23 protein-coding genes, 1 other RNA gene and 2 pseudogenes are annotated in these 24090 nt (G+C 73.4%); 12 read left to right on the top strand and 14 right to left on the bottom strand.

Going from position 1 to position 24090, the window contains the following annotated elements:
* Window positions 1-7 precede the first annotated feature (7 nt).
* The gene (locus tag ACIRJT_RS07275) at window positions 8-1675 is read right to left on the bottom strand and encodes an alkaline phosphatase D family protein (RefSeq protein WP_403905714.1); all 1668 of its coding nucleotides are present in this window, start codon (window positions 1673-1675) and stop codon (window positions 8-10) included.
* A gap of 144 nt (window positions 1676-1819) precedes the next feature.
* On the opposite strand from ACIRJT_RS07275, the gene ACIRJT_RS07270 reads away from it, so the two are divergent.
* From ACIRJT_RS07270 to ACIRJT_RS07260, 3 genes are all read left to right on the top strand, one after another.
* A complete protein-coding gene (locus ACIRJT_RS07270; RefSeq protein WP_403905712.1) occupies window positions 1820-2584 on the top strand; it encodes an SDR family oxidoreductase in 765 nt (254 codons plus the stop codon).
* Between the two features lie 168 nt (window positions 2585-2752).
* Window positions 2753-3232, top strand: a complete 480-nt coding sequence (locus tag ACIRJT_RS07265; protein ID WP_403905710.1) for a lamin tail domain-containing protein — start codon at window positions 2753-2755, stop codon at window positions 3230-3232.
* Window positions 3233-3356: 124 nt separating this feature from the next.
* A complete protein-coding gene (locus ACIRJT_RS07260; RefSeq protein WP_403905707.1) occupies window positions 3357-4211 on the top strand; it encodes a PhzF family phenazine biosynthesis protein in 855 nt (284 codons plus the stop codon).
* A 34-nt stretch (window positions 4212-4245) separates the two neighbouring features.
* Here ACIRJT_RS07260 and ACIRJT_RS07255 read toward each other — a convergent pair whose 3' ends face one another.
* Together ACIRJT_RS07255 and ACIRJT_RS07250 are read right to left on the bottom strand one after the other, a co-directional pair.
* Window positions 4246-5268: a hypothetical protein gene (locus tag ACIRJT_RS07255; RefSeq protein ID WP_403905704.1), complete on the bottom strand. Its 1023-nt coding sequence runs from the start codon at window positions 5266-5268 to the stop codon at window positions 4246-4248.
* A gap of 80 nt (window positions 5269-5348) precedes the next feature.
* Complete coding sequence (locus tag ACIRJT_RS07250) at window positions 5349-6014, bottom strand: TetR/AcrR family transcriptional regulator (protein WP_403905701.1); 666 nt, start codon at window positions 6012-6014, stop codon at window positions 5349-5351.
* Window positions 6015-6207: 193 nt separating this feature from the next.
* Between ACIRJT_RS07250 and ACIRJT_RS07245 the strand changes: the two genes are divergently transcribed.
* The 3 genes from ACIRJT_RS07245 to ACIRJT_RS07235 all read left to right on the top strand — a co-directional run bounded on the left by ACIRJT_RS07245 (window position 6208) and on the right by ACIRJT_RS07235 (window position 9241).
* The gene (locus ACIRJT_RS07245; RefSeq protein WP_403905698.1) at window positions 6208-7602 is read left to right on the top strand and encodes an MFS transporter; all 1395 of its coding nucleotides are present in this window, start codon (window positions 6208-6210) and stop codon (window positions 7600-7602) included.
* 73 nt (window positions 7603-7675) lie between these two features.
* On the top strand, window positions 7676-8263 hold the full coding sequence (locus tag ACIRJT_RS07240; RefSeq protein WP_403905695.1) for a GNAT family N-acetyltransferase: 588 nt from the start codon (window positions 7676-7678) through the stop codon (window positions 8261-8263).
* Window positions 8264-8338: 75 nt separating this feature from the next.
* Window positions 8339-9241 carry a glycosyltransferase family 2 protein gene (locus ACIRJT_RS07235; RefSeq protein WP_403905692.1) on the top strand — a complete coding sequence of 301 codons (903 nt, stop codon included), beginning with the start codon at window positions 8339-8341 and terminating at the stop codon, window positions 9239-9241.
* 44 nt (window positions 9242-9285) lie between these two features.
* Here ACIRJT_RS07235 and ACIRJT_RS07230 read toward each other — a convergent pair whose 3' ends face one another.
* The 3 genes and pseudogenes from ACIRJT_RS07230 to ACIRJT_RS07220 form a co-directional block, all read right to left on the bottom strand.
* The gene (locus tag ACIRJT_RS07230; RefSeq protein ID WP_403905690.1) at window positions 9286-9789 is read right to left on the bottom strand and encodes a GNAT family N-acetyltransferase; all 504 of its coding nucleotides are present in this window, start codon (window positions 9787-9789) and stop codon (window positions 9286-9288) included.
* Window positions 9790-9950: 161 nt separating this feature from the next.
* Window positions 9951-10360: RNase P RNA component class A (gene rnpB, locus ACIRJT_RS07225), an RNA gene on the bottom strand.
* A gap of 57 nt (window positions 10361-10417) precedes the next feature.
* Window positions 10418-10992, bottom strand: a pseudogene (locus ACIRJT_RS07220) (Uma2 family endonuclease).
* A gap of 180 nt (window positions 10993-11172) precedes the next feature.
* Between ACIRJT_RS07220 and ACIRJT_RS07215 the strand changes: the two are divergent.
* A complete protein-coding gene (locus ACIRJT_RS07215) occupies window positions 11173-11919 on the top strand; it encodes a MerR family transcriptional regulator (RefSeq protein ID WP_403905688.1) in 747 nt (248 codons plus the stop codon).
* Window positions 11916-12866 (top strand): hypothetical protein, encoded by a 951-nt coding sequence (locus ACIRJT_RS07210; RefSeq protein WP_403905686.1) that lies wholly within the window; start codon window positions 11916-11918, stop codon window positions 12864-12866. Before ACIRJT_RS07215 ends, ACIRJT_RS07210 begins: the two co-directional genes overlap by 4 nt.
* Here ACIRJT_RS07210 and ACIRJT_RS07205 read toward each other — a convergent pair.
* Window positions 12817-13206 (bottom strand): annotated as a pseudogene (locus tag ACIRJT_RS07205) (RNB domain-containing ribonuclease); the annotation flags it as partial. The gene ACIRJT_RS07210 and the pseudogene ACIRJT_RS07205 overlap by 50 nt on opposite strands.
* Before the next feature lie 263 nt (window positions 13207-13469).
* Here ACIRJT_RS07205 and yaaA point away from each other — a divergent pair.
* Both yaaA and eda read left to right on the top strand, forming a co-directional pair.
* Window positions 13470-14270 carry a peroxide stress protein YaaA gene (gene yaaA / locus ACIRJT_RS07200; RefSeq protein ID WP_403905684.1) on the top strand — a complete coding sequence of 267 codons (801 nt, stop codon included), beginning with the start codon at window positions 13470-13472 and terminating at the stop codon, window positions 14268-14270.
* A gap of 129 nt (window positions 14271-14399) precedes the next feature.
* Window positions 14400-15050, top strand: a complete 651-nt coding sequence (gene eda / locus ACIRJT_RS07195; protein WP_403905682.1) for a bifunctional 4-hydroxy-2-oxoglutarate aldolase/2-dehydro-3-deoxy-phosphogluconate aldolase — start codon at window positions 14400-14402, stop codon at window positions 15048-15050.
* A 45-nt stretch (window positions 15051-15095) separates the two neighbouring features.
* On the opposite strand, the gene ACIRJT_RS07190 is transcribed toward eda, so the two are convergent.
* The 5 genes from ACIRJT_RS07190 to ACIRJT_RS07170 all read right to left on the bottom strand — a co-directional run bounded on the left by ACIRJT_RS07190 (window position 15096) and on the right by ACIRJT_RS07170 (window position 20017).
* Window positions 15096-15881, bottom strand: coding sequence for a TSUP family transporter (locus tag ACIRJT_RS07190; RefSeq protein ID WP_403905680.1), 786 nt, complete (start codon window positions 15879-15881; stop codon window positions 15096-15098).
* Window positions 15882-15894: 13 nt separating this feature from the next.
* Window positions 15895-17271 (bottom strand): bifunctional RNase H/acid phosphatase, encoded by a 1377-nt coding sequence (locus ACIRJT_RS07185; protein WP_403905677.1) that lies wholly within the window; start codon window positions 17269-17271, stop codon window positions 15895-15897.
* Window positions 17271-18014, bottom strand: coding sequence for a zinc ribbon domain-containing protein (locus tag ACIRJT_RS07180; RefSeq protein ID WP_215109862.1), 744 nt, complete (start codon window positions 18012-18014; stop codon window positions 17271-17273). Before ACIRJT_RS07180 ends, ACIRJT_RS07185 begins: the two co-directional genes overlap by 1 nt.
* On the bottom strand, window positions 18011-18847 hold the full coding sequence (locus ACIRJT_RS07175) for a Nif3-like dinuclear metal center hexameric protein (RefSeq protein WP_403905675.1): 837 nt from the start codon (window positions 18845-18847) through the stop codon (window positions 18011-18013). The genes ACIRJT_RS07180 and ACIRJT_RS07175 overlap by 4 nt, the downstream gene beginning before the upstream one ends.
* 129 nt (window positions 18848-18976) lie before the next feature.
* Window positions 18977-20017: an ABC transporter substrate-binding protein gene (locus ACIRJT_RS07170; RefSeq protein WP_403905672.1), complete on the bottom strand. Its 1041-nt coding sequence runs from the start codon at window positions 20015-20017 to the stop codon at window positions 18977-18979.
* Between the two features lie 210 nt (window positions 20018-20227).
* Here ACIRJT_RS07170 and ACIRJT_RS07165 point away from each other — a divergent pair, with 210 nt between their 5' ends.
* Together ACIRJT_RS07165 and ACIRJT_RS07160 are read left to right on the top strand one after the other, a co-directional pair.
* Complete coding sequence (locus ACIRJT_RS07165) at window positions 20228-21613, top strand: hypothetical protein (protein WP_403905670.1); 1386 nt, start codon at window positions 20228-20230, stop codon at window positions 21611-21613.
* Window positions 21614-21740: 127 nt separating this feature from the next.
* Entirely contained in the window at window positions 21741-21911 is a 171-nt protein-coding gene (locus ACIRJT_RS07160; RefSeq protein WP_361322690.1) for a hypothetical protein, read from the top strand.
* Window positions 21912-21999: 88 nt separating this feature from the next.
* On the opposite strand, the gene ACIRJT_RS07155 is transcribed toward ACIRJT_RS07160, so the two are convergent.
* Window positions 22000-22947, bottom strand: a complete 948-nt coding sequence (locus tag ACIRJT_RS07155) for a 3-oxoacyl-ACP reductase (protein WP_403905667.1) — start codon at window positions 22945-22947, stop codon at window positions 22000-22002.
* A gap of 34 nt (window positions 22948-22981) precedes the next feature.
* Window positions 22982-24058: a Zn-dependent alcohol dehydrogenase gene (locus ACIRJT_RS07150; protein WP_403905664.1), complete on the bottom strand. Its 1077-nt coding sequence runs from the start codon at window positions 24056-24058 to the stop codon at window positions 22982-22984.
* Window positions 24059-24090 lie beyond the last annotated feature (32 nt).

Below are 24090 nucleotides of genomic sequence, written 5' to 3'. Positions count from 1 at the left end.
TACGCCTTTACGCGGGGGTGAGCCCCGGGTTCCCGGCCTCGGTGACGAAGGAGGCCGCCGTGGTGAGGGGCGCGCCGGGGGTCGTGACGGCCGCCACCGTACGGAAGTCGGCGCGGGCCTCCTTCGTTCCGAGGGTGACGAGCGCGTAGCCGCGCCGCCCGTTGTAGTGCTTCAGATGCGGGTTGGCGCGGGTCTGGTTCTCCCAGTTGGCGGGCCGGTCCGCGCCGTCCTTGCCGCTGCTGACGGACGTGGTGACGATCTCCGTGCCGACGGTCCGCGAGGCGGGGTCGTCGAAGTCCTTCTTCAGGTCGAAGGCGTAGGAGACGTGGACGTCGCCGGTGAGGACCATGAGGTTCTCCACTCCGGCGGCCTCGGCCCCGGCCAGCACCCGCTGCCGGGAGGCGGGGTAGCCGTCCCAGGAGTCCATGGACAGCTTGAAGGCGTCGGTGGGCACATCGCGCCGCTGCGCGAAGGTCACCTGCTGCGGGACGACGTTCCAGGTGGCGTTCGAGGCCCGCCAGCCGTCGGTCAGCCAGCTTTCCTGGGCAGCCCCGGTCATGGTGCGCGCGGGATCCTCGGACTCGGGTCCCGGGGTGCGCCAGCCGTCGCCGTACGCCTGGTCGCTGCGGTACTGGCGGGTGTCGAGGATGTCGAACTGGGCGAGCCGCCCGAACTTCAGGCGCCGGTAGAGCCGCATGTCGGGCCCGGTGGGGCGCTGCGGGGTGCGCAGCGGCTGGTTCTCCCAGTACGCGCGGTACGCGGCGGCCCGGCGCAGCAGGAACTCCTCGGGCGGGACGTCGTTCTCGGGAGTGCCGCCCGCGTAGTTGTTCTCGGTCTCGTGGTCGTCCCAGGTGACGACGAAGGGGTGGGCGGCGTGGGCGGCGCGCAGGTCCGGGTCGGACTTGTAGAGGGCGTAGCGCAGCCGGTAGTCCTCCAGGGTGACCGTCTCGCGGTTGAAGTGCGCGGGGAGTCTGCGGTCGGTGTAGCCGCGGGCCCCGCCGGTGGCGGTGACGGCGTACTCGTAGAGGTAGTCGCCGAGGTGGAGGACGACGTCGACGTCCTCGGCGGCGAGGTGGCGGTGGGCGGTGAAGTAGCCGTCGTGGTACGCCTGGCAGGAGACGGCGGCCAGGGTCAGGGAGCTGTTGCGGGCTCCGGGGGCCGGGGCGGTGCGGGTGCGGCCGACCGGGCTGTTCCAGCTGCCGGTGCGGAAGCGGTAGTAGTAGACCCGTCCGGAGTCGAGGCCCTGGACCTCGGCGCGGACGCTGTGGGCGAACTCGGGGTGGGCGGTGACCGATCCGCGCCGCTCGACGCGCCGGAAGCGCTCGTCGCGGGCCACCTCCCAGCGCACCTCGACCCGGCCGCGCGGCAGTCCGCCGCCCGGCTCGTAGGGGCGGGGCGCGAGCCGGGTCCAGATGAGGACGGACGCCGGGTGCGGGTCGCCGGAGGCGACGCCGAGGGTGAACGGGTCCTCGGTGATCCGGCGGGCGTCGACCTCGGCGGCGCTCGCCGTGCCGGCGGCGGGCAGGTTCACGGCGAAGGCGAGCGCGGCGGCGGCTCCGGTGACGGTCAGGAAGCGTCTGCGCCCGACGCCCGGTTCGAGCAGCCGTGCGGCGGCGCGGAGCTCGGTGGCCCGCGTGTTCTGATCGGGCGTCATGATGGTCTGTGCGGCTGTCATATGCCCCTCCTCAGCCCGGATGCTGTCGGGCTTCATGGCAGCCGCACGTGACGACGCACCGTTGTCGCGTGCACAACATCCGCATGGCGGGTCGATGAGCACCGCGTGCCCCGTGCACCGATCCGTCCCGTACGCTGCCGGGCCATGAACACTGAGCAGACCGGTCGGAAAGTCGCCGTCGTCACGGGTGCGGGATCAGGGATCGGGCGGGCGGTCGCGCTCGCCCTCGCGAGCGCGGGCTGGTCGCTCGCGCTCGCCGGGCGGCGGGCCGAGCCGCTGGCGGAGACGGCGGCCGCCGCCGGGGACACCGAGGCGCTGTGCGTCACCACGGACGTGGCCGACGCCGACGAGGTCGGCGCGCTCTTCACCGCCGTACGGGAGCGGTTCGGCCGACTGGACCTCCTGTTCAACAACGCGGGCACGTTCGGCCCCGGCGGCGTGCCGCTGGAGGACCTGGCCGTCGAGGACTGGCGGGCGGTCGTCGACGTGAACCTGACGGGCGCGTTCCTGTGCGCGCAGGCGGCGTACCGGCTGATGAAGGAGCAGGACCCGCAGGGCGGCCGGATCATCAACAACGGCTCGATCTCCGCCCACGCGCCGCGCCCGCACTCGATCGCGTACACCGCGACGAAGCACGCGATGACCGGGCTGACGAAGTCGCTGTCGCTGGACGGCCGCCCCTACCGGATCGCCTGCGGGCAGATCGACATCGGCAACGCGGCGACGGAGATGACCGAGCGGATGTCGACCGGGATCCTCCAGGCCAACGGGGAGCTGGCGGCGGAGCCGGTGATGGCGGCGGCCGACGTGGCGCGGACGGTGGTGCACATGGCGGAGCTGCCGCTGGAGGCGAACGTCCAGTTCGCCACGGTCCTGGCGACGAACATGCCGTACGTCGGACGAGGTTGAGATCCAGGTCGAGGTTGAGGTTGAGACCGAATGTGATCGGGCTCGCTCGAACTGGCCATTGAATGACCGAATTTGCGGATTTCTCCGCACGCGACCGAGCAAGCGCGTGCTGACCGTATGATCGCATGCTGTTACACCTTCACCAGAACGACACAGAAGGAACACCACATGCGCATACGCACCGCTGCGCCGATCGCCCTGGCCGCCGCCACCGCACTGGCCGGCTCGCTCCTCGCCACGGCGGCGCCGGCCTCGGCGGCACCCCACCAGGGCGGACTGCACTTCGGGGTCGTGCAGTACGACGGCCCCGGCAAGGACAACCGGTCGACGAAGTCGCTGAACGCCGAGTGGGTGAACATCCACAACAACAGCAAGAAGAAGGTCCAGCTCAAGGGCTTCAAGGTGAAGGACAACACCGGCTACACCTACACCTTCGGCAGCTACACGATCGGCGCGGGCAAGACCGTCAAGCTCCGCACCGGCAAGGGCAAGAACGTCTCGGGCACCGTGCACTGGAACCGGGGCTCGTACGTCTGGAACAACACCGGCGACAAGGCGCGGCTGGTCAAGCCGAACGGGAAGCTCCAGGACTCCTGCTCCTGGAAGAAGTCCACCAAGGCGAACAAGGGCGTCAAGAACTGCCACTGACCCGCCCCGGGAGGGCCGGTCGCGGAACGGGGGGCCGCGACCGGCCCTTCCGCGCGCCGCAGCGCCGTAGCGCATCGGCGCCGCAGCGGGAATTGCGGGATCGGCGGCACGGTTGGACCCCTGCATGACACCCGAACCCGCGCCCGATGTCCTGCGCTACACCGCCTTCTCCGCCGACCCCGCCGGCGGGAACCCCGCCGGCGTCGTCCTGGACGCCTCCGGAATGGCCGAGGAGGCGATGCTCGCCGTCGCGGCGGAGCTGGGCTACAGCGAGTCGGCGTTCCTGACGGAGCGGACCGGCGAAGGCGCCTACACGATCCGCTACTTCAGCCCGAAGGCCGAGGTGCCCTTCTGCGGCCACGCCACGGTCGCCACGGCGCTCGCCCTGGCCGAACGGGACGGACCGGGCGAGCTGGAGTTCACCACGGCCGCGGGCCCGGTGCCGGTGAGCGTCGTACGGGAGGGCGGCGAACTCCGCGCCACCCTCACCAGTGTGGCCCCGCGCGTCGAGGAGACCGCCGCCGCCGATCTGACGGAGGCGCTGGCGGCCCTGGACTGGGCGGCCGCCGATCTCGACCCGTCCCTGCCGCCCCGGATCGCCTACGCGGGGGCCCGGCACCTGGTGCTGGCCGCCGCCACCCGGAAGCGGTTGGCGGACCTGGACTACGACTTCCCGCGCCTCGAAGCGCTCATGCACCGGCTCGACCTGACCACGCTGCAACTGGTGTGGCGCGAGGGGCCCGAGACCTTCCACGTCCGGGACCCGTTCCCGGTGGGCGGGGTCGTCGAGGACCCGGCGACGGGCGCGGCGGCGGCGGCCTTCGGAGCGTACGCCCGGGAGCTGGGGCTCGTGCCGGACGCGGCCGTGCTGACGCTGCACCAGGGCGCGGACCTGGGGCGGCCCGGCACGCTCACCGTCGAACTGCGCGCGGGCGACGCCCGGATCCGGGTCAGCGGGACGGGTGCCCGGATCCGCTGAACCGCCCTCCAGGACACGGCGGACAGGCGACGGTTCAGCCGGTGGCGTCCTTGGCCGGGGAGACGTGGGCGTACCAGCGCTCCGTCTCCTCCGGGTCGAGGAGGCGCTCCAGCAGGGCGTCGCCGCGCATGCCGGGGAAGAAGCGGCCCGCGGGCCAGGTCCGCCGGTAGGACGGCTCGTCCAGGACCAGCAGCCGGACGCCGTCGACGACGGGGATGTCGGCGGGAGCGCCCTCGTTCCAGATGAGTTCGCCGTCCGGGGCCACCAGGTCGAAGGAGCCCACGGTGTCCACCTGGCCGGGGGTCTCCCGGCAGACGGCCGCCTCCTGCGGCGACGGCGCGCGGCCCTCCACATGGCCGCCGCCTATGAGCGCGTCGGCGAGCAGGGTGTGCAACTGGAAGTTGTCCCCGACACCGGAGAGCCTCAGAAGGTAGCCGGTGCCGCTCGGGCGGTGGAGGGCGACGATCGGCTCGTCGTCCAGCACGAGGAGGGCGTAGGCGAGGGACTTCAGCTCCGCGCCGGAGGCCCGCTCCACCGCGCCGAGCAGCCGCAGCGCCTCGCCCCGGAAGGCGGCCGTCCGCCGCACGCCGGGGTGGTTCAGCATCGCGACCGCGGCCGTCTCCCACTGGGGAAGGGTCCACCAGCCGACGGCCGCGTCGGAGCCCACCCGTTCCACCGGCTCCGGGCCCGGCTCGCCGCCGTCCGGAACGGGGAACGCGCCGCCCCCGGTCGCGACCCACACCTCGCAGAACACCAGGGCCTGCTCCAGAGCCCACCGCAGCCCGGCCAGCACTCCCGGCGCACAGCGCTCGGCGTCCGCACCGCGCTCGACGCAGGCCCCGACGAGCACGGCGACGACGGCACGGGGGCCGGGCGGCACCTGCTCCAGCACGGCGGCGAGCCGCGGCCCGCCGTCCAGCAGCTCCAGCTCCCTGGCCTGCCCGAAGGTCTCCTGCAACCGGACGAACGCCTTACCGGAGCGCTTGGCGTCCTGGGCGGTCACCGCCGCCTCGAAGTCGGCGACGGCTCCCCCGAAACCGGCTTTACCGAATATCATTCCAGCACTTTATCGACGCGCCGTCGGGCACCACGAAGCCGGTCGCCGAAGCCGGTCGCCGCCAAGGGCTTCCCACGCCCTCACCGCGCGTACACACCGTCCCGCGCGGCGGCGACCGCGGCGGCGGCGGCCCGGTCCGCCGCCTCCTCGTCCAGCGGCGCCCCGCTGGCCAGCAGCCGGTAGTACAGGGGCGCCGACACCGCGGCGATCACCTCGCCCGGGTCCGTGCCCGCGGGCAGTTCGCCGCGATCGACCGCCGCCTCGACACAGCCGGACCACTCCCCGATCCGCACCGCGTAGAAGCGGTGCAGGGCCTCGGCGGTCCGCGGATCGCAGGTGGCGGCGGCGATGACGGCCGCGAAGAGAGCGCCCTGCCGGGGATCGGTCAGCGTGCGGACCACGAGGCGGGCGTTGGCCCGGAGGTCCTCGGCCAGCGACCCGGTGTCCGCGCGCGGCAGCGACTGCTCCGCCATCTCCGAGAGCAGATCGGCCACCAGTCCGGCGGGCGCGGACCAGCGCCGGTAGACGGTCGTCTTGCCGACCTCGGCCCGCCGGGCGACGTCGGCCAGGTCGAGCCCGTCGAAGCCGTGCTCGACCAGCGCGTCCCCGGCGGCGCGCAGCACCGCCTCCCGCACCCGGGCCGTACGACCGCCGGGGCGCACGGTGCCGGGCTCCACGCCGTCGGCGTCGACGACGCCCTCAGAGCCCGCAGAGCCTTCAGAGCCTTCAGAGCCTTCAGAAGTCATAACGGGTCTCCAGTTCCATTAACGACAGGCCTCCTGCTACGGTGACCACCATCTTAACGGAACCACAGAACCGTTAAGCCGTTCCGCGCTCAGGAAGGCGCCTGCCATGTCCCGTACCGCACCCGCCCCCTCCCCCACCCTCACACCCACGCCCACCGGACCGACCGCCGCCCCCCGCGCAGCCGGCCCACGCATGACGAGACGCCAGAAACTCGTGCTGGCACTGCTGCTCGGCTCCCAGTTCATGATCGCGGTGGACTTCTCGATCCTGAACGTGGCGCTGCCCGTCGTCGGGGAAGGGCTCGGCTTCTCCCTCTCCCACCTCCAGTGGATCGCCACGTCCTTCGCGCTCGCCGCCGCCGGATTCACCCTGCTCTTCGGACGCGTCGCCGACCTCGTCGGCCGCAAGAACCTGTTCATCGGCGGCATGGTCGTCCTCGGCCTCTCCTCCGCGCTCGGCGGCCTCGCCACCTCGCCCGAGGTCCTCCTCACCGCCCGCGTGCTCCAGGGCCTGGCCACCGCGGCCGTCACCCCGGCCGGACTCGCGCTGCTGACCACCGCGTTCAAGGAGGGACCGCTGCGTGAACGGGCGCTGGGGCTCAACGGCGCCCTGATGTCGGCCGGGTTCACCGCCGGAGCGATCCTCGGCGGCCTCCTGACGGACCTGCTCTCCTGGCGCTGGGCCTTCTTCATCAACGTACCGGTCGCGGCCCTGGTCGTGGTCCTGGCCCCGTCCGTGATCGCCGACTCCCGGCCGGAGCGGCGGCCCCGGCTGGACGTGCCCGGCGCGGTCACCGTCACCGGCGGACTGCTGCTGCTCGTCCTCGGGCTGACCCAGGCCGGCGAGACCGGCTGGACCGCTCCCACCACGCTGGCCTCCCTGGCCGCCGGCGTCGCCCTGCTGACCGCGTTCGTCCGGATCGAGCGGCGGGCCACCGCACCGCTCGTCCCCATGCACATCCTGAAGCGGCGGAGCGTCGTCTGGGGCAACGCCGCCGGGCTGGTCGCCTTCGTCACCGAGACCTCGCTGGTGTTCCTGCTCACCCTGTACCTCCAGGAGGTCCTCGGCTACTCCGCGCTGGCCACGGGCCTCGCGTTCGGCGTGCTGGGCGTCGGCACGGTCGTCGGCGGGATGCTCGGCGGACGGGCGGTGGGCCGGTTCGGCAACCGGCGCGCCATCGTGCTGGGCGGGGTCGTGCAGGCCGTCGCCACGCTCTCCCTCGTCGCGCTCGGCACGTCCGGCTCCTGGATCTGGCTCCTGCTGGCGGCCACCTTCGTCGGCGGTGTGGGCAACATGCTGATGATCGTCGGCTTCATGGTCACGGCCACCTCGGGCCTGCCCGATGAGGAACAGGGACGGGCCACCGGACTGGCGACGATGACCCAACAGGTCGGCATCACCCTCGGCATTCCGGTGATGAGCGCGATCGTCACCGCCCGGACGGGGACCGCGACGGGGCCGGAAGCCGTGCTGTCCGGCGTCTCCACCGCCATCCTCGTGAACTCCGCCCTGGTCCTGGCCGGCGCCCTGCTCGCCGGGTACTTCCTGACCGGGAGGAACCGGACGGCGGCAGCGACGGAGGGGTGAGCGGAGGGAGGGGTGAGCGGAGCGAAACCCGCCCCGGGGGGCGGAACAGCATCGACAGCGGGAGGATACGGACATGCCCGAGCCCGAGCCGCTGACCGTTCCGAGCATGTCCGCGGGACCGGACTTCGTCCTGCGCCCCTGGGAGATGAGCGACCTCCCGCTGGTCCGCGAGGCCTCGCTCGACCCGTACATCCCGCTCATCACCACGATCCCGTCCCGCTACTCGGACGCGGCCGCCGAGGCGTTCGTCCGCGGGCAGTGGGAGCGCGCGGCCACCGGCGCCGGATACCCGTTCGCCATCGTCCGCTCCCGGGACCGGCGCCCGGTCGGCGCGATCGGGCTCTGGCTCCGCGACCTGCCCGAGGGCCGCGCCTCGCTCGGCTACTGGCTCACCGCACCGGCCCGCGGCCAGGGCGTCGCCCGCGCCGCACTGCGTACGGTGACGGGGTGGGCCCTGCGCGACCTCGGGGTCCAGCGCCTCCAGCTCTTCATCGAGCCGTGGAACACCGCCTCCGCCCGGATCGCCGAGGACGTCGGCTTCCGGCGGGAGGGGCTGCTGCGCGGCTGGCAGCAGGTGGGCGACCGGCGGCGGGACATGACCGTGTACGCCTTGCTTAACACCGACGGGTCCGTGGATGGCCGGGCGGTAACCGCACACTGAACACCGAGGCGTTACGATCGCGGGCACCGCAGCCGACCAGCAGCCGCACGGCAGCCGAGCCCAGGAGTACCGAACTTGTCCGCACCACGCATCGGCGTATCCATCGTGACCATGGGGGACCGCCCGCAGGCGGTCGAGGCGCTGCTGGCGTCGGTCGCCATGCAGGACGTCCGGCCCACCCGGCTCGTGATCATCGGCAACGGGACGGCGCTCCCGGACTTCACCGCGTTCCCCGGCCTGGAGGACCTCGACGGCGGGGTGACCGCCATCGAGCTGCCGGAGAACCTCGGCTGCCCGGGCGGCCGGAACGAAGGGCTGCGCAGGCTCGCCGAGATCGGTGACGTGGATGTCGTGATCGAGCTGGACGACGACGGGCTGCTGGTCGACAAGGACGTCTTCCGCCGGGTACGGGACCACTTCGCCGCCGACGACCGGCTCGGCATCGTCGGCTTCCGGATCGCCGACGAGCTCGGCGAGACACAGCGCCGCCACGTGCCCCGGCTGCGCGCCGGCGACCCGATGCGCGGCGGCGAGGTCACCGCCTTCCTCGGCGGCGGCCACGCGTTCTCCATGAAGATGCTGGCCGAGACCGGTCTGTGGCCGGCGGAGTTCTTCTTCACCCACGAGGAGACGGACCTCGCCTGGCGTGCGCTCGACGCGGGCTGGAAGGTGCTGTACGAGCCCGAACTGCTGCTTCAGCACCCGAAGACCTCCCCGGCCCGGCACGCGGTCTACTACCGGATGACGGCCCGCAACCGCGTCTGGCTGGCCCGCCGCAACCTGCCCCTCCCCCTGGTCCCCGCCTACCTCGGCACCTGGACCCTGCTCACCCTCGCCCGCACCCGCGACCCGAAGGGCCTGCGCGCCTGGGCGGGCGGCTTCGCCGAGGGCGTCCGGACCCCGTGCGGGGAGCGGCGCCCGATGCGCTGGTCCACGGTGTGGCAGATGACCCGCCTGGGCCGGCCGCCGGTCATCTGACCCACCGCCCGCGCCCTCAGCGGTACCCGGGGGCCCGGCGGTCCTCAGACGGCCGATCGGTAGAGCACGTCCGGCTCGTTCTCCTCGTTGCGGGCGCCGTCGTCGAACGCGACGGCGGTGAAGCCGTGCCGCTCGTAGAAGGCGCGGGCGGCGGCGTTGCGCTGGAACACGTACAGCTTCAGGGCCCCCTCCGCCGCGCCGCGCACCTCCGCCAGCAGCCTGCTCCCGATCCCGCGCCGCAACGCGTCGGGCCGCAGGTAGAGGTGGTCCAGCTCGTCGTCCCCGGCGAGCACGGCGAACCCGAGCAGCTCCCCGCTCTCCCCCGCCTCCTCGGCCACCCACACCGCGGTGCTGGTGGGCAGCACGACATGGGCGATCCACGCGAGGGTGTCCTCGTCGCTGTGGACCCGGGGCAGATACGGCATGGCGGCGGCCCGGGAGGCCAGGAAGAGCCGGGTGACGGCTTCGGCGTCCTTGGGCGTGGCCGGGCGCAGCCGTACGCCCTGCTGGTCCGGCCGCGCGGCTCCGGTGTTCCCTGTAGCGCTCATCGCCCTGCTGCCCCGCTTCCGTCGGCTCGGCGCCGGACGGTTCCGGCCGGCGCCCGGTCAGCGGTGATCAGAACACGCCGGGAGCCTTCCGCGCAGGTGGAATAACGCGCGGCCTCCGCAAACGTGCCGGGGTGCGCGGCGGCCGGGGCCGGGTGAAGCGGCAGACGAGTCGGGCTGTACGCCGGGTTCTGTCTCCCGGTCGCCTCGCGGCGGCCGGGGAGACGGCCATCCATCTAGGGCCGGCATTGCTGCCGGCCTCGTGCGGTCTACCCGTGAACTCGGGCGAGCAGCCCTCGAACGTTCACGCAGAGCCGTCCCATTTCTGGGGCGCCCCCTCTTGACCTTGCTCCGGGTGGGGTTTACCTAGCCGCCTGAGTCACCTCAGGCGCTGGTGGTCTCTTACACCACCGTTTCACCCTTACCCGGGACCGAAGTCCCGGGCGGTCTGTTTTCTGTGGCACTGTCCCGCGGGTCACCCCGGGTGGCCGTTAGCCACCACCCTGCCCTGTGGAGCCCGGACGTTCCTCGGGAGAACCCCGAAGGATCCTCACGCGGCCGTCCGCCCGGCTCGTCTGCCGTGATCGCCATCCTACCGGGCCCTGCGGACCGGGGGCCCTGCCGGTCTCCCTCAGCCGAAGTCGCCGGTCTCCAGATCAAAGGCGAAGGGCTCGGGCAGCGGCAGCGGTTTCCCGTACGGGATCGTGAGGAGCTGACGGTAGTCGTCGCTCTCCGGATCGCTGAACAGCGTCACCGAACTGTCGTCCCGGTCGATGAGCAGATGGAGCGGGATGCCGCCACGGGCATAGCAGCGGCGCTTGGCCTCGCGGTCGGCCTGCGGCCTGGTGGAGGTCACCTCGACCACCAGGGCTACGCCCTCACAGGGCATCACATCCAGGGATCGGCCCCGCGGAAGAGGCGGAGTCCTGCGGGGGCGAACGTGCCGTCGGGAATCGCGTGGTCCTTCGGGCAGGCGCCCCCGCTTCTCAGCTTCAGCCCCTTGTTCCCGGAGTAGTCCATGTCGGTGCGCGACTCCCTCAGCACCTGCTTCAGGACCACGTTGATGTAGTCCTCGTGATCCCCGTCCGGCGGCGGCGCCGCAACGATCTCCCCCTCGATCAGTTCCGCCCGGAAGCCTTCCGGCGTGTCCAGGGCCAGGAAGCCCTCCGGAAGGACTTCTGCCCGCGTGAGCGGCTCGTGCGCCATAGCAGTCATGTCACGCTCCTTCCTCGGTCGCTCGCCAGACTGGGGCATCGGGGGGACCAGCCGTCCATGAGATCGGAGTTCTTCCCCCGATCGTGGCACAGGCAGGCGCGGCGCGGACGGAAGCGGCGGAAGGAGAATGGTGCTTGACCTTGTCGCGGCGTCAACGTTTCTACTGGCCGCATGCGTATCGGAGAGATCGCCGCGCTCGTGGGAGTCACGTCCCGGGCCGTCCGGCACTACCACCACGTAGGCCTCCTGCCCGAGCCCGCCCGGCAGGCCAACGGCTATCGGGCGTACACCGTCCGCGATGCCGTGCTGCTGGCCAGGATCAGGCGGCTGACGGAGATCGGGCTCTCCCTGGACGAGGTGCGGGACGTGCTCGCCGACGACGCGGGGCGGGAGCTGGCCGAGGTGCTCGGGGAGCTGGACGCCGATCTGGCGCGGCAGGAGCGGGAGATCCACGAGCGGCGGCAGGTCCTGGCCGCACTCCTGAAGGCGCCGCTCACCTCGGACGGACCGCTCTCCCCCGCCCTCGCCGCGCTGTTGGAGCACGCGCCGGCCACCACGTCCCCGGCCGCGGCGAAGGACCGGGAGCATCTGTCGTTGCTGGACGCGGCGGGCGACGGCGTGGGGGCCGAGGTGTTCGCCGCGCTGCGGCCGCTGGCCGAGGACCCGGGCTTGCTCGCGCTGTACGAGCGGCTCGACGAGCTGGCCGGGGCCGGGGTGGACGACCCGCGCATCGCGCCGCTGGCGGCCGAGCTGGCCGCCGCCGTACCGGACGAGGTGCTGGCGGTGATCCCGGAGGGCGAGCCGTCGGCGACGGGGCTCGGGCGGGTGCTGCTCGACGACTACCCGCCCGCGCAGCGCGCCGTGGTGCGCCGGGTGATGGAGGCGCTGGCCGAGCGGGTGCGGGGGAGGAACACATGAGTACCGGGAGGGCGGTGGGCCTGCGGGTGGCGCGGGTCGCGATGTGGGCGGTGCTGCCCGGGGAGGTCGCGCTGGCGGTCTGCCTGGTGGCCGGGGCCCGGATTCCCGGTGCCGTTCTGCTGGTGGCCGAGGCGCTGGTCGCGGGCGTGCTCGCGCTGGAGGCGTACGTGATGTGGCCGCTGTACACGGCGCGGCGGCGGGCCGGGGAGACGCGCGGGGAGGCCGGACGGTCCGCGGTGCGGGCCGTGGTGCCGGTGGCCGTGCGGCGGCTGGTGGTGCACGAGTTCCGGGCGTTGCACTGTCTCGGGCTGTGGGTCCTGCGCCGCCGCCACCGCGTTCCGGCGGGGGCCCGGCCGTTCTCGTACAGCGAACCGCAGACCGGGACCATGTACGCGTTCCTCTTCGTCTCCGTCGTGGAGACCGTGGTGCTGGCGCTGGTGATCCCCTGGCCGCTGGTGCACGCGATCCTGCTCGTGGTGGACGTGTACGGGATCGTCATCGTCCTCGCCCTGCACGCGGCGTGTGTGACCCGGCCGCATCTCGTGGAGGCGGACGGTTCGCTGCGGCTGCGCTACGGCGCCCTGTTCGAGCTGCGGGCGCCCGCAGCCGTGATCGCCGCCGCCCGGGTGGAGCGGCGCTTCCCGGACGGGGGGCCGGTCCGGGTGGACGAGGACGGGGCGCTCGATCTGGCGGTGGGGAGCCAGACGACGGTGACGGTGGAACTGACGGAGCCGGTGGAGTTCGTGCGGCCGCTCGGCCGACGCGGGAGCGCCCGGACGCTCCGTTTCCACGCCGACGACCCACGGGCGGCGGTCGCGGCACTCAAGGGCGCGGCACTCGCGGAGGACCGGACGTCGTCCTCCCCGCTCACGCCGGAGCGGACGGCACCGTCTCCCCTCACGCCGGAGCGAACAGCACCGTCCTCGACGCCGGACCCGCCCGGGTGAGCCGGACCCGCAGCCGCTCCCCCAGCGGCAGCGGGTCCGTGCCGCCCTCGATCCGGCCGACGACCGCCGGGTCCCGGAGGTGGACCGTGCCGACGGCCGGGTCGCGGTCCTGGACGTCGACGACGTACGCGTCGAAGAGCTCGCCCACGCGCCCCTCCAGCAACGCCGCCTCGACCGGGTCGACGCGGGCCCGCTCCACGGTGCCCGCGCGGCGTGTCCCCTCGGCCATCTCCTTCGGGAGGGCGGGGAGTGCCTCCCGTACCCACGCGGGTGGTTCCGTCCCGGCGGTCGCGGCGAGGCAGAGTCCGGACGCGTACCGGTCGACGAGGCGGCGCACGGGCAGGTCGAGCTCGGTGCGCAGCGCCCGCAGGGCGGTGCGCACCGAGCGACCAGTCGGCTGCACCGGCCATACGCAGGTGGCGGCGGGGCATGGCCCGAGCGTAGGCCGGGCGGGGGCGGGCGGCATCCGGGGCGCTCCCCGCCACTGCGGACCCCACGCCGTACGGGGACCGCCGCCCCGTCCCCGTACCCTTGCCGAGGACCCGGAGAGCCCGCACGCCGACCGGGTCCGCGCTTGCGCCGTACGTACGAAGGAGAACCGCCGTGCTCGTGCTGTTGCCGCCCTCCGAAGGAAAGGCCGCCTCGGGGCGCGGGGCTTCGCTGAAGCCGGAGTCGCTGTCGCTGCCGGGGCTGGCCCCGGCCCGTGCGGCGGTGCTGGACGAGCTGGTCGAGCTGTGCCAGGCGGACGAGGAGAAGGCCCGTGAGGTGCTGGGGCTGAGCGTGGGGCTGCGGGGCGAGGTCGGCAAGAACACCGAGCTGCGCACCGCCGGGACCCGTCCGGCCGGGGAGCTGTACACCGGCGTGCTGTACGACGCCCTCGACCTGGCCTCGCTGGAGGCGGACGCGCGGCGGCGGGCGGCGAAGTCGCTGCTGGTCTTCTCGGGGCTGTGGGGCGCGGTGCGGATCGGCGACCGGATTCCGCCGTACCGCTGCTCGATGGGGGTGAAGCTGCCCGGTCTCGGCGCGCTCGGCGCGCACTGGCGTGCCCCGATGGAGACCGTGCTGCCCGAGGCCGCCGGGAACGGGCTCGTCCTGGACCTGCGGTCCTCGGCGTACGCGGCGGCGTGGAAGCCGGCGGGCGAGGTGGCCTCGCGCACAGCCAGCGTGCGGGTGCTGCACTCCCAGCTGGTGGGCGGGGTGGAGAAGCGGTCGGTGGTCAGCCACTTCAACAAGGCGACCAAGGGCCGGCTGGTGCGCGACCTGCTGGTGGCGGGTGCGCGGCCGAAGGGCCCGGCGCAGTTGGTGGAGGTGTTGCGGGACCTCGGGTACGTGGTGGAGGCCGAGGCCCCCGCGCGGGCCGGGCGGCCGTGGTCGTTGGACGTGGTGGTGACGGACATCCACTGACCGGCACCGGGAGGCTGGCCGACACCGGGAGGCCTCGTTGCGCACGGTTCAACGGCACCCCTCGGAATATCGTTGCATTCTCCGCAACGCTCGTTGCAGATATTGCCTTGCGCGCGGCAGGATGACCCCATGACCTCCTCTGCCGCGCCCGCCGCCCCTTCCGACGCCTCCGTGCTGGACCTCGCGCCCGTCGTCCCCGTCGTCGTCCTGCACGACGCGGCCGACGCGGTGCCGTTGGCGCGGGCGCTGGTGGCGGGCGGGCTCCCGGCGATCGAGGTGACCCTGCGGACGCCCGCCGCGCTGGAGTCGATCCGGGCCATCGCCGCCGAGGTCCCGGGCGCGGTGGTCGGCGCGGGCACGGTGATCTCACCGGAGCACGTACGGGACACCGTTGACGCCGGGGCCCGGTTCCTGGTCAGCCCGGGGTGGACGGACGCGCTGCTGGAGGCGATGAAGGCGTCCGGGGTGCCGTTCCTGCCCGGCGTCTCGACCACCTCCGAGGTGGTGGCGCTGCTGGAGCGCGGGGTACGGGAGATGAAGTTCTTCCCGGCCGAGGCGGCGGGCGGCACGGCCTATCTCAAGGCCCTGTCCGCACCGCTCCCCCAGGCCCGGTTCTGCCCGACCGGCGGCATCTCGCTCGCCTCCGCGCCGTCGTACCTCGCACTGCCCAACGTGGGCTGTGTGGGCGGCAGTTGGATGGTCCCGGGCGACGCGGTGGCGGCGAAGGACTGGGGCCGGGTGGCCCGCCTGGCGGCCGAGGCGGCGGCACTCGGCGCGTAGGGCCGGTCGTCGAGCCGACGTCTGCCGACCGCGCGGGCGGCGCCCTCAGCGCAGCAGTTGCACGGCGTACAGCCCGCCGACGCCGAGGGCCAGCACCCCCAGCAGCAGCCGCAGCGCCGTCTCCGGCAGGCGCGGCTGGAGGCGGGCGCCCAGGTAGCCCCCGCACAGTCCGCCCAGTCCGCAGACCAGGCCGAGGGTCCAGTACGGCGCGATGTCCCCGGTGGTGGTCAGCGACAGCAGCGCGTACGTCCCCGCGCCCACGGCCGAGGTCACGAAGGTGGCGGCGAGCGCGGCCGGGGCGACCTTCGCCACCGGCATGCCGCGCCCCACCAGGATCGGGCCGAGGAGCGATCCGCCGCCGATCCCGTAGATCCCTCCGGCCACGCCGACCGCCATGGCCAGCCGGGTGACGGCGCGGGCCGAGGGCTCCCGGCCGGGGGCCGTGCGGGAGGCGCGGCGCAGGGTCCGCAGGCAGAGCCAGCCGCCCAGCGGCAGCAGCAGGACGGCGATGAGCAGCCGGAACACCGACGGACCCGGCACCGCGAACACCCGGATCACCGCGCCGACGACGACGCCGGGAACGGTGCCGAGGACGAGCAGCCGGGTCAGCGGCCCCCGCAGGGTCCCGGCCCTGTGGTGCCGCAGCAGGGCGCCGGGGCCCGCCACCACGTTGTAGAGCAGGTTGGTGGGGGTGACCGCCGGGCTGGGCACCCCGAGCACGCTGATCTGGACCGGCAGCAGGAACACCGCGCCCGAGACGCCCACCGGCGCGGTGGCCACGGAGATCAGCAGCCCGGCGGCGAACCCGAGCAGACCCGTCGGCCAGTCCATGCGCGGCCCGCTGTCAGCGCAGGTGGGAGGTGTCGTTGAGCAGGCGTACGGAGGCGTTGCCGTCCGCGTAGTAGGCGACCGTGGAGATCGAGGCGGCCGACAGCTCCATCCTGAACAGCGACTCGGGCGGGGCGCCCAGGGCGAGCCGGACGAGCGTCTTGATCGGGGTCACGTGGGTGACGAGCAGGACCGTGCGGCCCGCGTACCGGGCGACGATCCGGTCCCGGGCGGCCGCGACCCGCTCGGCGACCTCCGCGAAGCTCTCGCCGCCGCCGGTCGGGGCGGTGTCCGGGGAGGCCAGCCAGGCGGTGAGGTCGTCCCCGTACCGCTCCCGCGTCTCCCCGAAGGTCAGGCCCTCCCAGGCGCCGAAGTCCGTCTCGCGCAGTCCCTCGTCGATCCGGACGTCGAGGCCGAGGCGGTCGGCGACGGCCGCGGCGGTCTCGCGGCAGCGGCGCAGCGGGGAGCTGACGATCTCCTGGACGGTGCCCAGGGCGGCGAAGTGCTCGGCGGCCCGCTCGGCCTGGCCCCGGCCGGTGGCGGAGAGCTCGGGGTCGGTGCCGCCGCTGCCGGAGAACCGCTTCTCGGGCGTGAGGGCGGTCTCGCCGTGCCGGAGCAGGACGAGCGTGGCGGGCGCGCCGAGGTCGGGGGCCGAACCCCAGCCGACCTGCGGGGCCCCGGTCGGCTGCTGCTGCTGCGAGGATGCGGCCGCCGGCTGCCCGGGGGCCGGTGCGGAGACCGGTGCGGCGGGGACCGTGGTGTCCGGCACCCCGGGCTCGGGCACCGGGAAGAGCGTGTCGGCCGCGGGTGCGGCCGTTCCGCGAGCGGCGGCGAGGGCCGCACGGGCCCTGGCCGCGCCCGCGACCTGGTCGCCGGGCGGGCCCTGGGCGGGCGGCGGGGTGCTCACGGCGCGGGCCGGGGCGTCCAGGGCGGCCGTCGAGGCGGACGCCTCCCACTGCCTTCCGTCGCGACCCGCGTCCATCGCCTCGTTGGCGAGCCGGTCCGCGTGCTTGTTCTGCGCGCGCGGGATCCACTCGTACGTCACCGAGGACGGCGGCAGGACCGCGGCGGCGCGGGCCGCCAGCGGCTTCATGTCGGGGTGCTTGATCTTCCAGCGCCCCGACATCTGCTCGACGACCAGCTTGGAGTCCATCCGGACGTGGACCCGCAGCGCGTCGCCCGCGTCCGGGAACAGCGCCTTCGCGGCCGTCAGACCGGCGATCAGGCCCCGGTACTCGGCGACGTTGTTCGTCGCGACGCCGATGTACTCGGCGGCCTCGGCGAGGGGTTCGCCGGTGGCCGGGTCGATGACGACCGCACCGTAGCCGGCGGGCCCCGGATTGCCCCGGGAGCCGCCGTCTGCCTCGACCACCACCTGGCGCGCGCCGCTCATTACAGGCCCGACTCCGAGGTGCGGACCAGGATGCGGTGGCAGTTCTCGCAGCGCAGGACCGTGTCGGGGGACGCGGCGCGCACGTCGCCCACCTCGGCCATGTTCAGCTCCAGCCGGCAGCCCTCGCAGCGACGCTGGTAGAGCCGGGCGGCGCCGACCCCGCCCTGCTGGGCGCGGAGCTTGTCGTACAGCTTCAGCAGGTCGGCGGGGATGACCTCGGCGACGACCTGGCGGTCCTTGGTCACCGTGGCGGCCTCGGCGTCCAGCTCGGCGGTCGCGGCGTCGCGGCGGGCGGTGGCGTCATCGACCTTGGCCTGGACGGCGGCGACCCGTTCGGTCAGCTCGGCGACCCGCTCCTGGGCGCCCTCACGGCGCTCCATGATCTCCAGGACGACGTCCTCCAGGTCTCCCTGGCGCTTGGCGAGCGAGACGATCTCGCGCTGGAGGCTCTCCAGGTCCTTGGGCGAGGAGACCGCGCCGGAGTCCAGGCGCTGCTGGTCGCGGACGGCGCGCTGGCGCACCTGGTCGACGTCCTGCTCGGCCTTGGTCTGCTCGCGGGTGGTGTCGCTCTCCTCGGTGGTGGAGGCGACCAGCAGGTCACGCAGCTGGGCGAGGTCGCTGCCGAGCTGCTCGATCTCGGCGTGCTCCGGCAGCGAGGTGCGCTTGTGGGAGAGCTGGGCGAGACGGAGGTCGAGGGCCTGGACGTCGAGAAGTCGGATCTGGTCGGCGGGCGCGGCGTTCAGTTGGGGGCTCCAGAGGAATGGTGGGTGGTCCAGGGGTCGGTGACCTGCTTCGAGACATGGACCCGCAGGTCCCATCCGTGGCGGTCGGAAAGCGCGTCGAGCTGGGCGGCCGCCTGCTCGCACCAGGGCCATTCGGTGGCCCAGTGCGCGGCGTCGACGAGGCCGAGCGGCGAGTGCCGCACGGCCTCGGACGCCGGGTGGTGGCGCAGGTCGGCGGTGAGGAAGGCGTCGACGCCCGCGGCGCGCACGGCGTCGAAGAGGCTGTCGCCGGAGCCGCCGCTGACGGCGACGGTGCGCAGATACGCCTCCGGGTCGCCGGCCACCCGGATGCCCTGCGCGGTGGCGGGGAGCCGGGCGGCGGCCCGGGCGGCGAAGGCGGCCAGGGTCTCGGGGTGGTCCAGCTCGCAGATCCGGCCGAGTCCGCGCCGGCCCTCGGGGTCGGTGGGGTCGGGGACGAGGGGTCCGGTGATCCGCAGGCCGAGGGCGCCGGCCAGGGCGTCGGAGACGCCGGGGTCCGCGGTGTCGGCGTTGGTGTGGGCGACGTGGAGCGCGATGTCGTGCTGGATGAGGGTGTGGACGACCCGGCCCTTGAAGGTGTCGGCGGCGACCGTCGTCGTCCCGCGCAGATAGAGCGGGTGGTGGGTGACGATCAGCTGGGCGCCGAGCTCCATGGCCTCGTCGGCGATCTCGCGGACCGGGTCGACGGCGAACAGCACGCGGTCGACCTCCGTGTCCGGATCGCCGCAGACCGTCCCGACCGCGTCCCATCCCTCGGCCCGCTCGGGGGGCCAGAGGGCGTCGAGGGCGGCGATGACTTCAGACAGACGGGGCACGGGGGAAAGGCTACCTGTCCGGGGTGGTCCCTCGCCCCTGGCCGCCGGACCTGTACGCCAGGACCGGCGGCCGGACACGAATCGTTACTTCACGGGGCCGCCGCGGAGGAGATCACTCCACCGGGTCGGCTACTTCACCAGGTCCGCGCGGAGGTCGTCGAGGACCAGGCCGGCCGAGGTGACGCCGAGACCCAGGTACCAGGTCTCGTCGGAGACGTCCTTGGCCCGGCCCTCCTGGACCGCCTTCAGGTTCTTCCACAGCGGGTTGGAGCGGGCGCTGTCGCGCTGGGTCGCCTTCGGGTCCCCGTAGACGCCGGTGAAGATCCAGTCCGCGTCCGCCTCGTCGATCCTCTCCGGGCTGATCTCGGCGGCGAGGTCGTCGATCTGCTGGTTCTTCGGACGCGGCAGGCCGACGTCTTCGAGGATCGTGCCGATGAACGAGGCCTTGGCGTAGAGGCGGAGGCGGTCGGGCATGTAGCGGACCATCGAGACGGTCGGCTTGTCGGGGCCGATGTCCTCGCCGAGCTTCTTCGCCTCGTCCTCGTACGCGGAGAGCGCCGACTCGGCCTGCTTCGTGCGGTCCAGCGCCTGGGCGTTGAGGAGGTAGTTCTCCTTCCAGGTGAAGCCCGGACGGATGGAGAACACGGTGGGGGCGATCTTCGACAGCTCGTCGTACTTGTCCGCGGCGCGGAGCTGGCTGCCGAGGATCAGGTCCGGCTGGAGGCCCGCGATGGCTTCGAGGTTGAGGCTGTTGATCGTGCCGACGCTCTTCGGCGCGCCCGCGCCCTTCTCCAGGTAGGAGGGGATGGCCGCGTCGCCCTCGCTGGGCGCGTAGCCGACCGGCTTCAGGCCGAGCGAGACGACGTTGTCGAACTCGCCGACGTCCAGGACGACCACGCGCTCGGGCGCGGCCTCGATCTCGGTCTTTCCCATGGCGTGGGTGACCGTACGGGGGAACTCGCCGGCCTCGGCGTCGGTGCCGTACGCCGCGGTCTTCTTCGCCGCGTCCGCGAAGTCCTTGCCGCCGGTGGCGACGGCGGCCTTCTTGCCGCCGCCGTCGGACTTCGCCGCGTCGCCGTCCCCGCCGTCACCGCCCCCGCAGGCCGACAGGGAGAGGGCGGCCACCACGGCCAGGGCGACTGCGGCGGTACCGCGGGGTCGAAGGGACATCGCTTGCTCCAGATGGTCCGCGTACGTGCAGGGGCACGGGTTCTTGGTTAGGGCCGCCTCACCATAGACGCGGCCGTCTGCCCCAGCACACTCACCCCCGCCACCTCAGGAGAATCCGGGCATCACCACCCTTATGTGTGAAGTCAGGTGGCTCGTGTTGTTCGGCTGGAAGTGCGAAAACTAACTTTCGTAGCCGGAGGTGACGAGTCCATGACTGCCTGTGCCATCGAGGGCGGATCCGCCGGGGTCGCCGCGACGGCGGAACCCGAAGCGGAATCCAGAACGGAACCCGACCCGAAAGGGTCCGGAGCGCAATCCGGCCTGAAGAAGTACGGAGCGGAACCGGAACCGGAGAGGTCCGGCGAACCCGTGAGATCCGCCGGGGCGGACGCTCCCGGCCTGCCCGGATCCGCTGCGGGCAAGGGCGGTTCGGCGGCGGCCGCGAGCGGCCCCGCGTCACCGGTCGGCGACGCACCGCTGTCCGGCTGCTTCACGCTGACCGCGGACGGGGCCTACGCCGCACGTCTCACCGCGGCACCCGGCCCGCCGGGCGTGCGCGCCTGGTACCCGGAGCGGTGGACGCTGGACGGGCCCGAGCCGTACGCGGTGCCCCTCCCCCTCGATCAGCCCGAGGAGCCGGACGCCGAGGTGGCGCCGCTCGCCGACGGGCGGGTGCTGATCCGGCGGCGGGTCGCGGAGCGGCAGATGTTCTCGCTGCTCTACCCGACGGGGCCAGCGACCGGCGAACTCCTGCTGGGCGCGGTCGACCGCGCGGAGATGACCCTGCTGCCGCCGTCGCCGGACGGCCGGTGCGTCTACGCCCTGTCGGCGGGCGAACACCACTCGTCGCTCTGGCTGGTGGCGGGCGGAGCGTTCGGGCCCGAGGAGCTCGCGCGGATCCCCGGGCGCTGTTCGGGCGGGGCCTGGCTGGACCGGGCGGGCCGGATGCTGGCGCTGGACCGCCGGGCGCCGGGCGGCGGACCGGTCAAGGCGGTCGCCGTCGACCTGGGGCGGGGGGCCGAGGTGACGCCGCTGCTCCAGATCGCGCCGGACAGCGACGACCGGCTGCTGCTCGCGGACGCCGACAGCGGGCTGCTGCTGATCCGCTCGGACGCCCCGGGCCAGGACCGGCTCGGCTGGGGCGTGCTGGGGAGCTGCCTGCCGGTCAGGTTCCCGGAGTGCCTGCGCCTCGCGGACGCGGCGGTGACGCCGTTCGCCGTGCAGCCGGGCCAGATGCTGATGCCGGAGAGCTGCGCGGTGGCGCTGCGGATCGACGGGGCGGCGGGCAGCTGGCTGGGGGTCTGGCGCCCGACGGGACGCAGGCTGCACCAGTTCGCGGCCCCGCTGGGCTGGGCGCCGGGGGCCGGGTACTGGAGCCGGGACGGGGTGCTGCGTCTCCCGTACACGAACGGGGCGACGTCCTGCGGCGTGGCGATGCTGAACGCGCCCAGGGACGTGGAACCCTCTTCCGAGACCGGCCGTCCGGGTGACGCGGAGGGCGGAACGCAACCCTCCGCCGCCGTCTCCGCTCCTGCTGTGTGTAAGCCTGTTCCGTTGGGGCAGGCACCCCTGCACCGAGCCGCTCGATCTGATTAAGATCGGGAACCTGGGCTACGCGGCCGTATCGGGCGGGTACCGACGGTGACCACGTCGGAGGGCGGCGGGGCTGCGACACACGTAGGCGCGACAACAAGTAAGCGATCACAACGGGGTGACTTCCCACATGTCCGAAGCACGGATCGACACGAACCAGCAGCGCCCGACGGGGGCCGACGAGGGTGCCGGGACCGGCGGTTCCGGAAAGCACCGAGGGGGTGCGTCGGCGGAGAACACCTCGGCGCAGCCGCACGGTCGCCACCGTCGGCCCGCCGACGAGGAGTCCAGGGCGGCCTGAGAGCCGCTCGGCAGGCTCACCTCAGCACGACGGGAGGGCCCGGTCCGGCGGACAGCCGGCCGGGCCCTCCCGCGTGCCCCCTCCCCCGCTACCGCCGCTTCAGACCGAGGACCTCGGTGGCGGCGAACGTCTCGTTCGGGGGCCGTTCCGCGTAGTACGGGGTGAGCAGCCCGTCCAGCTCCGCGAAGGTGAACGTCTCCTTCGTCGCGTCGAACTGGGCCGCCACCCGCGGCCGTTCGACGACGGCGACCATCCCCCCGTGGACGACGAGCAGTTGCCCGTTGACCCCGGCCGCCGCCGGTGAGGCGAGATAGCCGACGAGTGGGGACACGTGCTCGGGCGCCAGCGGGTCGAGGGTGCCGTCCGCCGGTTCCTGGAAGCCCGCGAACACGTCCTCGGTCATCCGGGTGCGGGCGCGCGGGCAGATGGCGTTGGCGGTGACGCCGTACTTGGCGAGGGCGAGCGCGGTGGAGGTGGTGAGGCCGACGATGCCGCCCTTGGCCGCCGCGTAGTTGGGCTGTCCCGCCGAGCCCGCGAGGAACGCCTCCGAGGAGGTGTTGACGATCCGCCCGTAGACCGGCCCGCCGGTCTCCTTGGAGCGGGCGCGCCAGTGGGCGGCGGCGAAGTGCGTGGTGTTGAAGTGACCCTTGAGGTGGACACGGATCACCGAGTCCCATTCCTCCTCGGTCATCGAGAAGACCATCCGGTCGCGGAGGATGCCCGCGTTGTTGACCAGGATGTCCAGCCTGCCGTAGGTGGTGGTCGCCAAGTCGACCAGTGCACGAGCCTGTTCGTGGTCGGAGACGTCGCCGAGGTGGGCGAGGGCCCGTCCGCCGGCCGCGCGGATCTCGGCGGCGACCTCCTCGGCGGGGGCGGCGGACGCATCGCCGGAGCCGTCGCGGCCGGGCTGCCCGTAGTCGTTGACGACGACGGCCGCGCCGAGGCGGGCCAGTTCGAGGGCTTCGGCCCGGCCGAGGCCGCGGCCCGCGCCGGTGACGATCGCGGACAGTCCGTCCAGCGGAAGGGGAAGTGACATCGGATTCCTCAACGTCGGTGTTCGGGCGCCGGGTTCACAGCTCGATGCAGGTACGCAGCGACTCGCCCGTGCGCATCTGGTCCAGTGCGTCGTTGATCCCGTCCAGCCGGACCCGGTGGGTGATCATCGACGCCAGGTCGATGCGGCCCGCCCGCCAGAGCGCGATGGCCCGTTCGTAGGAGCGCAGGACGTCCCCGCCGCCGTACATGGAGGGCAGGATGCGCTTCTCGTCGAAGAACAGCTCGAACATGTTGACCTGGAAGTTGTCGTCCATGGCTCCGGCCCCGACGACGCACAGGGTGCCGCCGCGGCGGGTGTTCTCGTAGGCGGTGCGGGCGGTGGCGGACTTGCCGACGACCTCGAAGACGTAGTCGAAGCCCTCGCCGCCGGTGATCCGCTGCTTGGCGTCGGCCAGTCCGTCGGGGGCGACGGCCTCCGTCGCGCCGAAGCGGAGGGCGGCCTCGCGGCGGGAGGCGACCGGGTCGACGGCGATGATCTGCGCCGCGCCCTGGACCCGCGCGCCCTGGATCGTGGAGATGCCGACGCCGCCGCAGCCGATCACCGCGACCGACGAGCCGGCCTCCACCTTCGCCGTGTTGATGGCCGCGCCGAGCCCGGTGGTGACCCCGCAGCCGATCAGGGCGGCGATCTCGAACGGTACGTCGTCGGGGATCGGCACCGCGCAGCCGGCGCCGACGACGACCTCCTCGGTGAAGGTGCCGGTGCCCGCGAAGCCGAAGACGTCACCGCCGGGGCGCTTGAAGTTCGGGGTGCCCGCGTTCATGAAACCGGCGAGGCACAGCTGGGTCTGGCCGCGCCTGCAGGACGGACAGTCCCCACAGGCGGGCAGCCAGCAGACGAGGACCCGGTCGCCGGCGCTCAGCCCGCTGACCCCGTCGCCGACGTCGACGACCTCGCCCGCGCCCTCGTGGCCGGGGATGAAGGGGGCGGGCTGCGGGAGGACGCCGCTCATCGCGGAGACGTCCGAGTGGCAGAGGCCGGTGGCGCGGATGCGGAGCTTGACCTTCCCCGGGCCGAAGCCCACCGCCTCGACGTCGTCGAGGACTTCGAGCTTCTCCTGGCCTATCTCGTGCAGTACGGCTGCGCGCATGGGTGCGGCTCCCCTCACATCGTCATCTACAT

It is taken from the genome of Streptomyces sp. NPDC102283, from assembly GCF_044766265.1.
Taxonomy (GTDB): Bacteria; Actinomycetota; Actinomycetes; order Streptomycetales; family Streptomycetaceae; genus Streptomyces.
The sequence above is the reverse complement of the archived record's forward strand: the minus strand, read 5'-3'. Positions and strand labels throughout refer to the sequence as shown.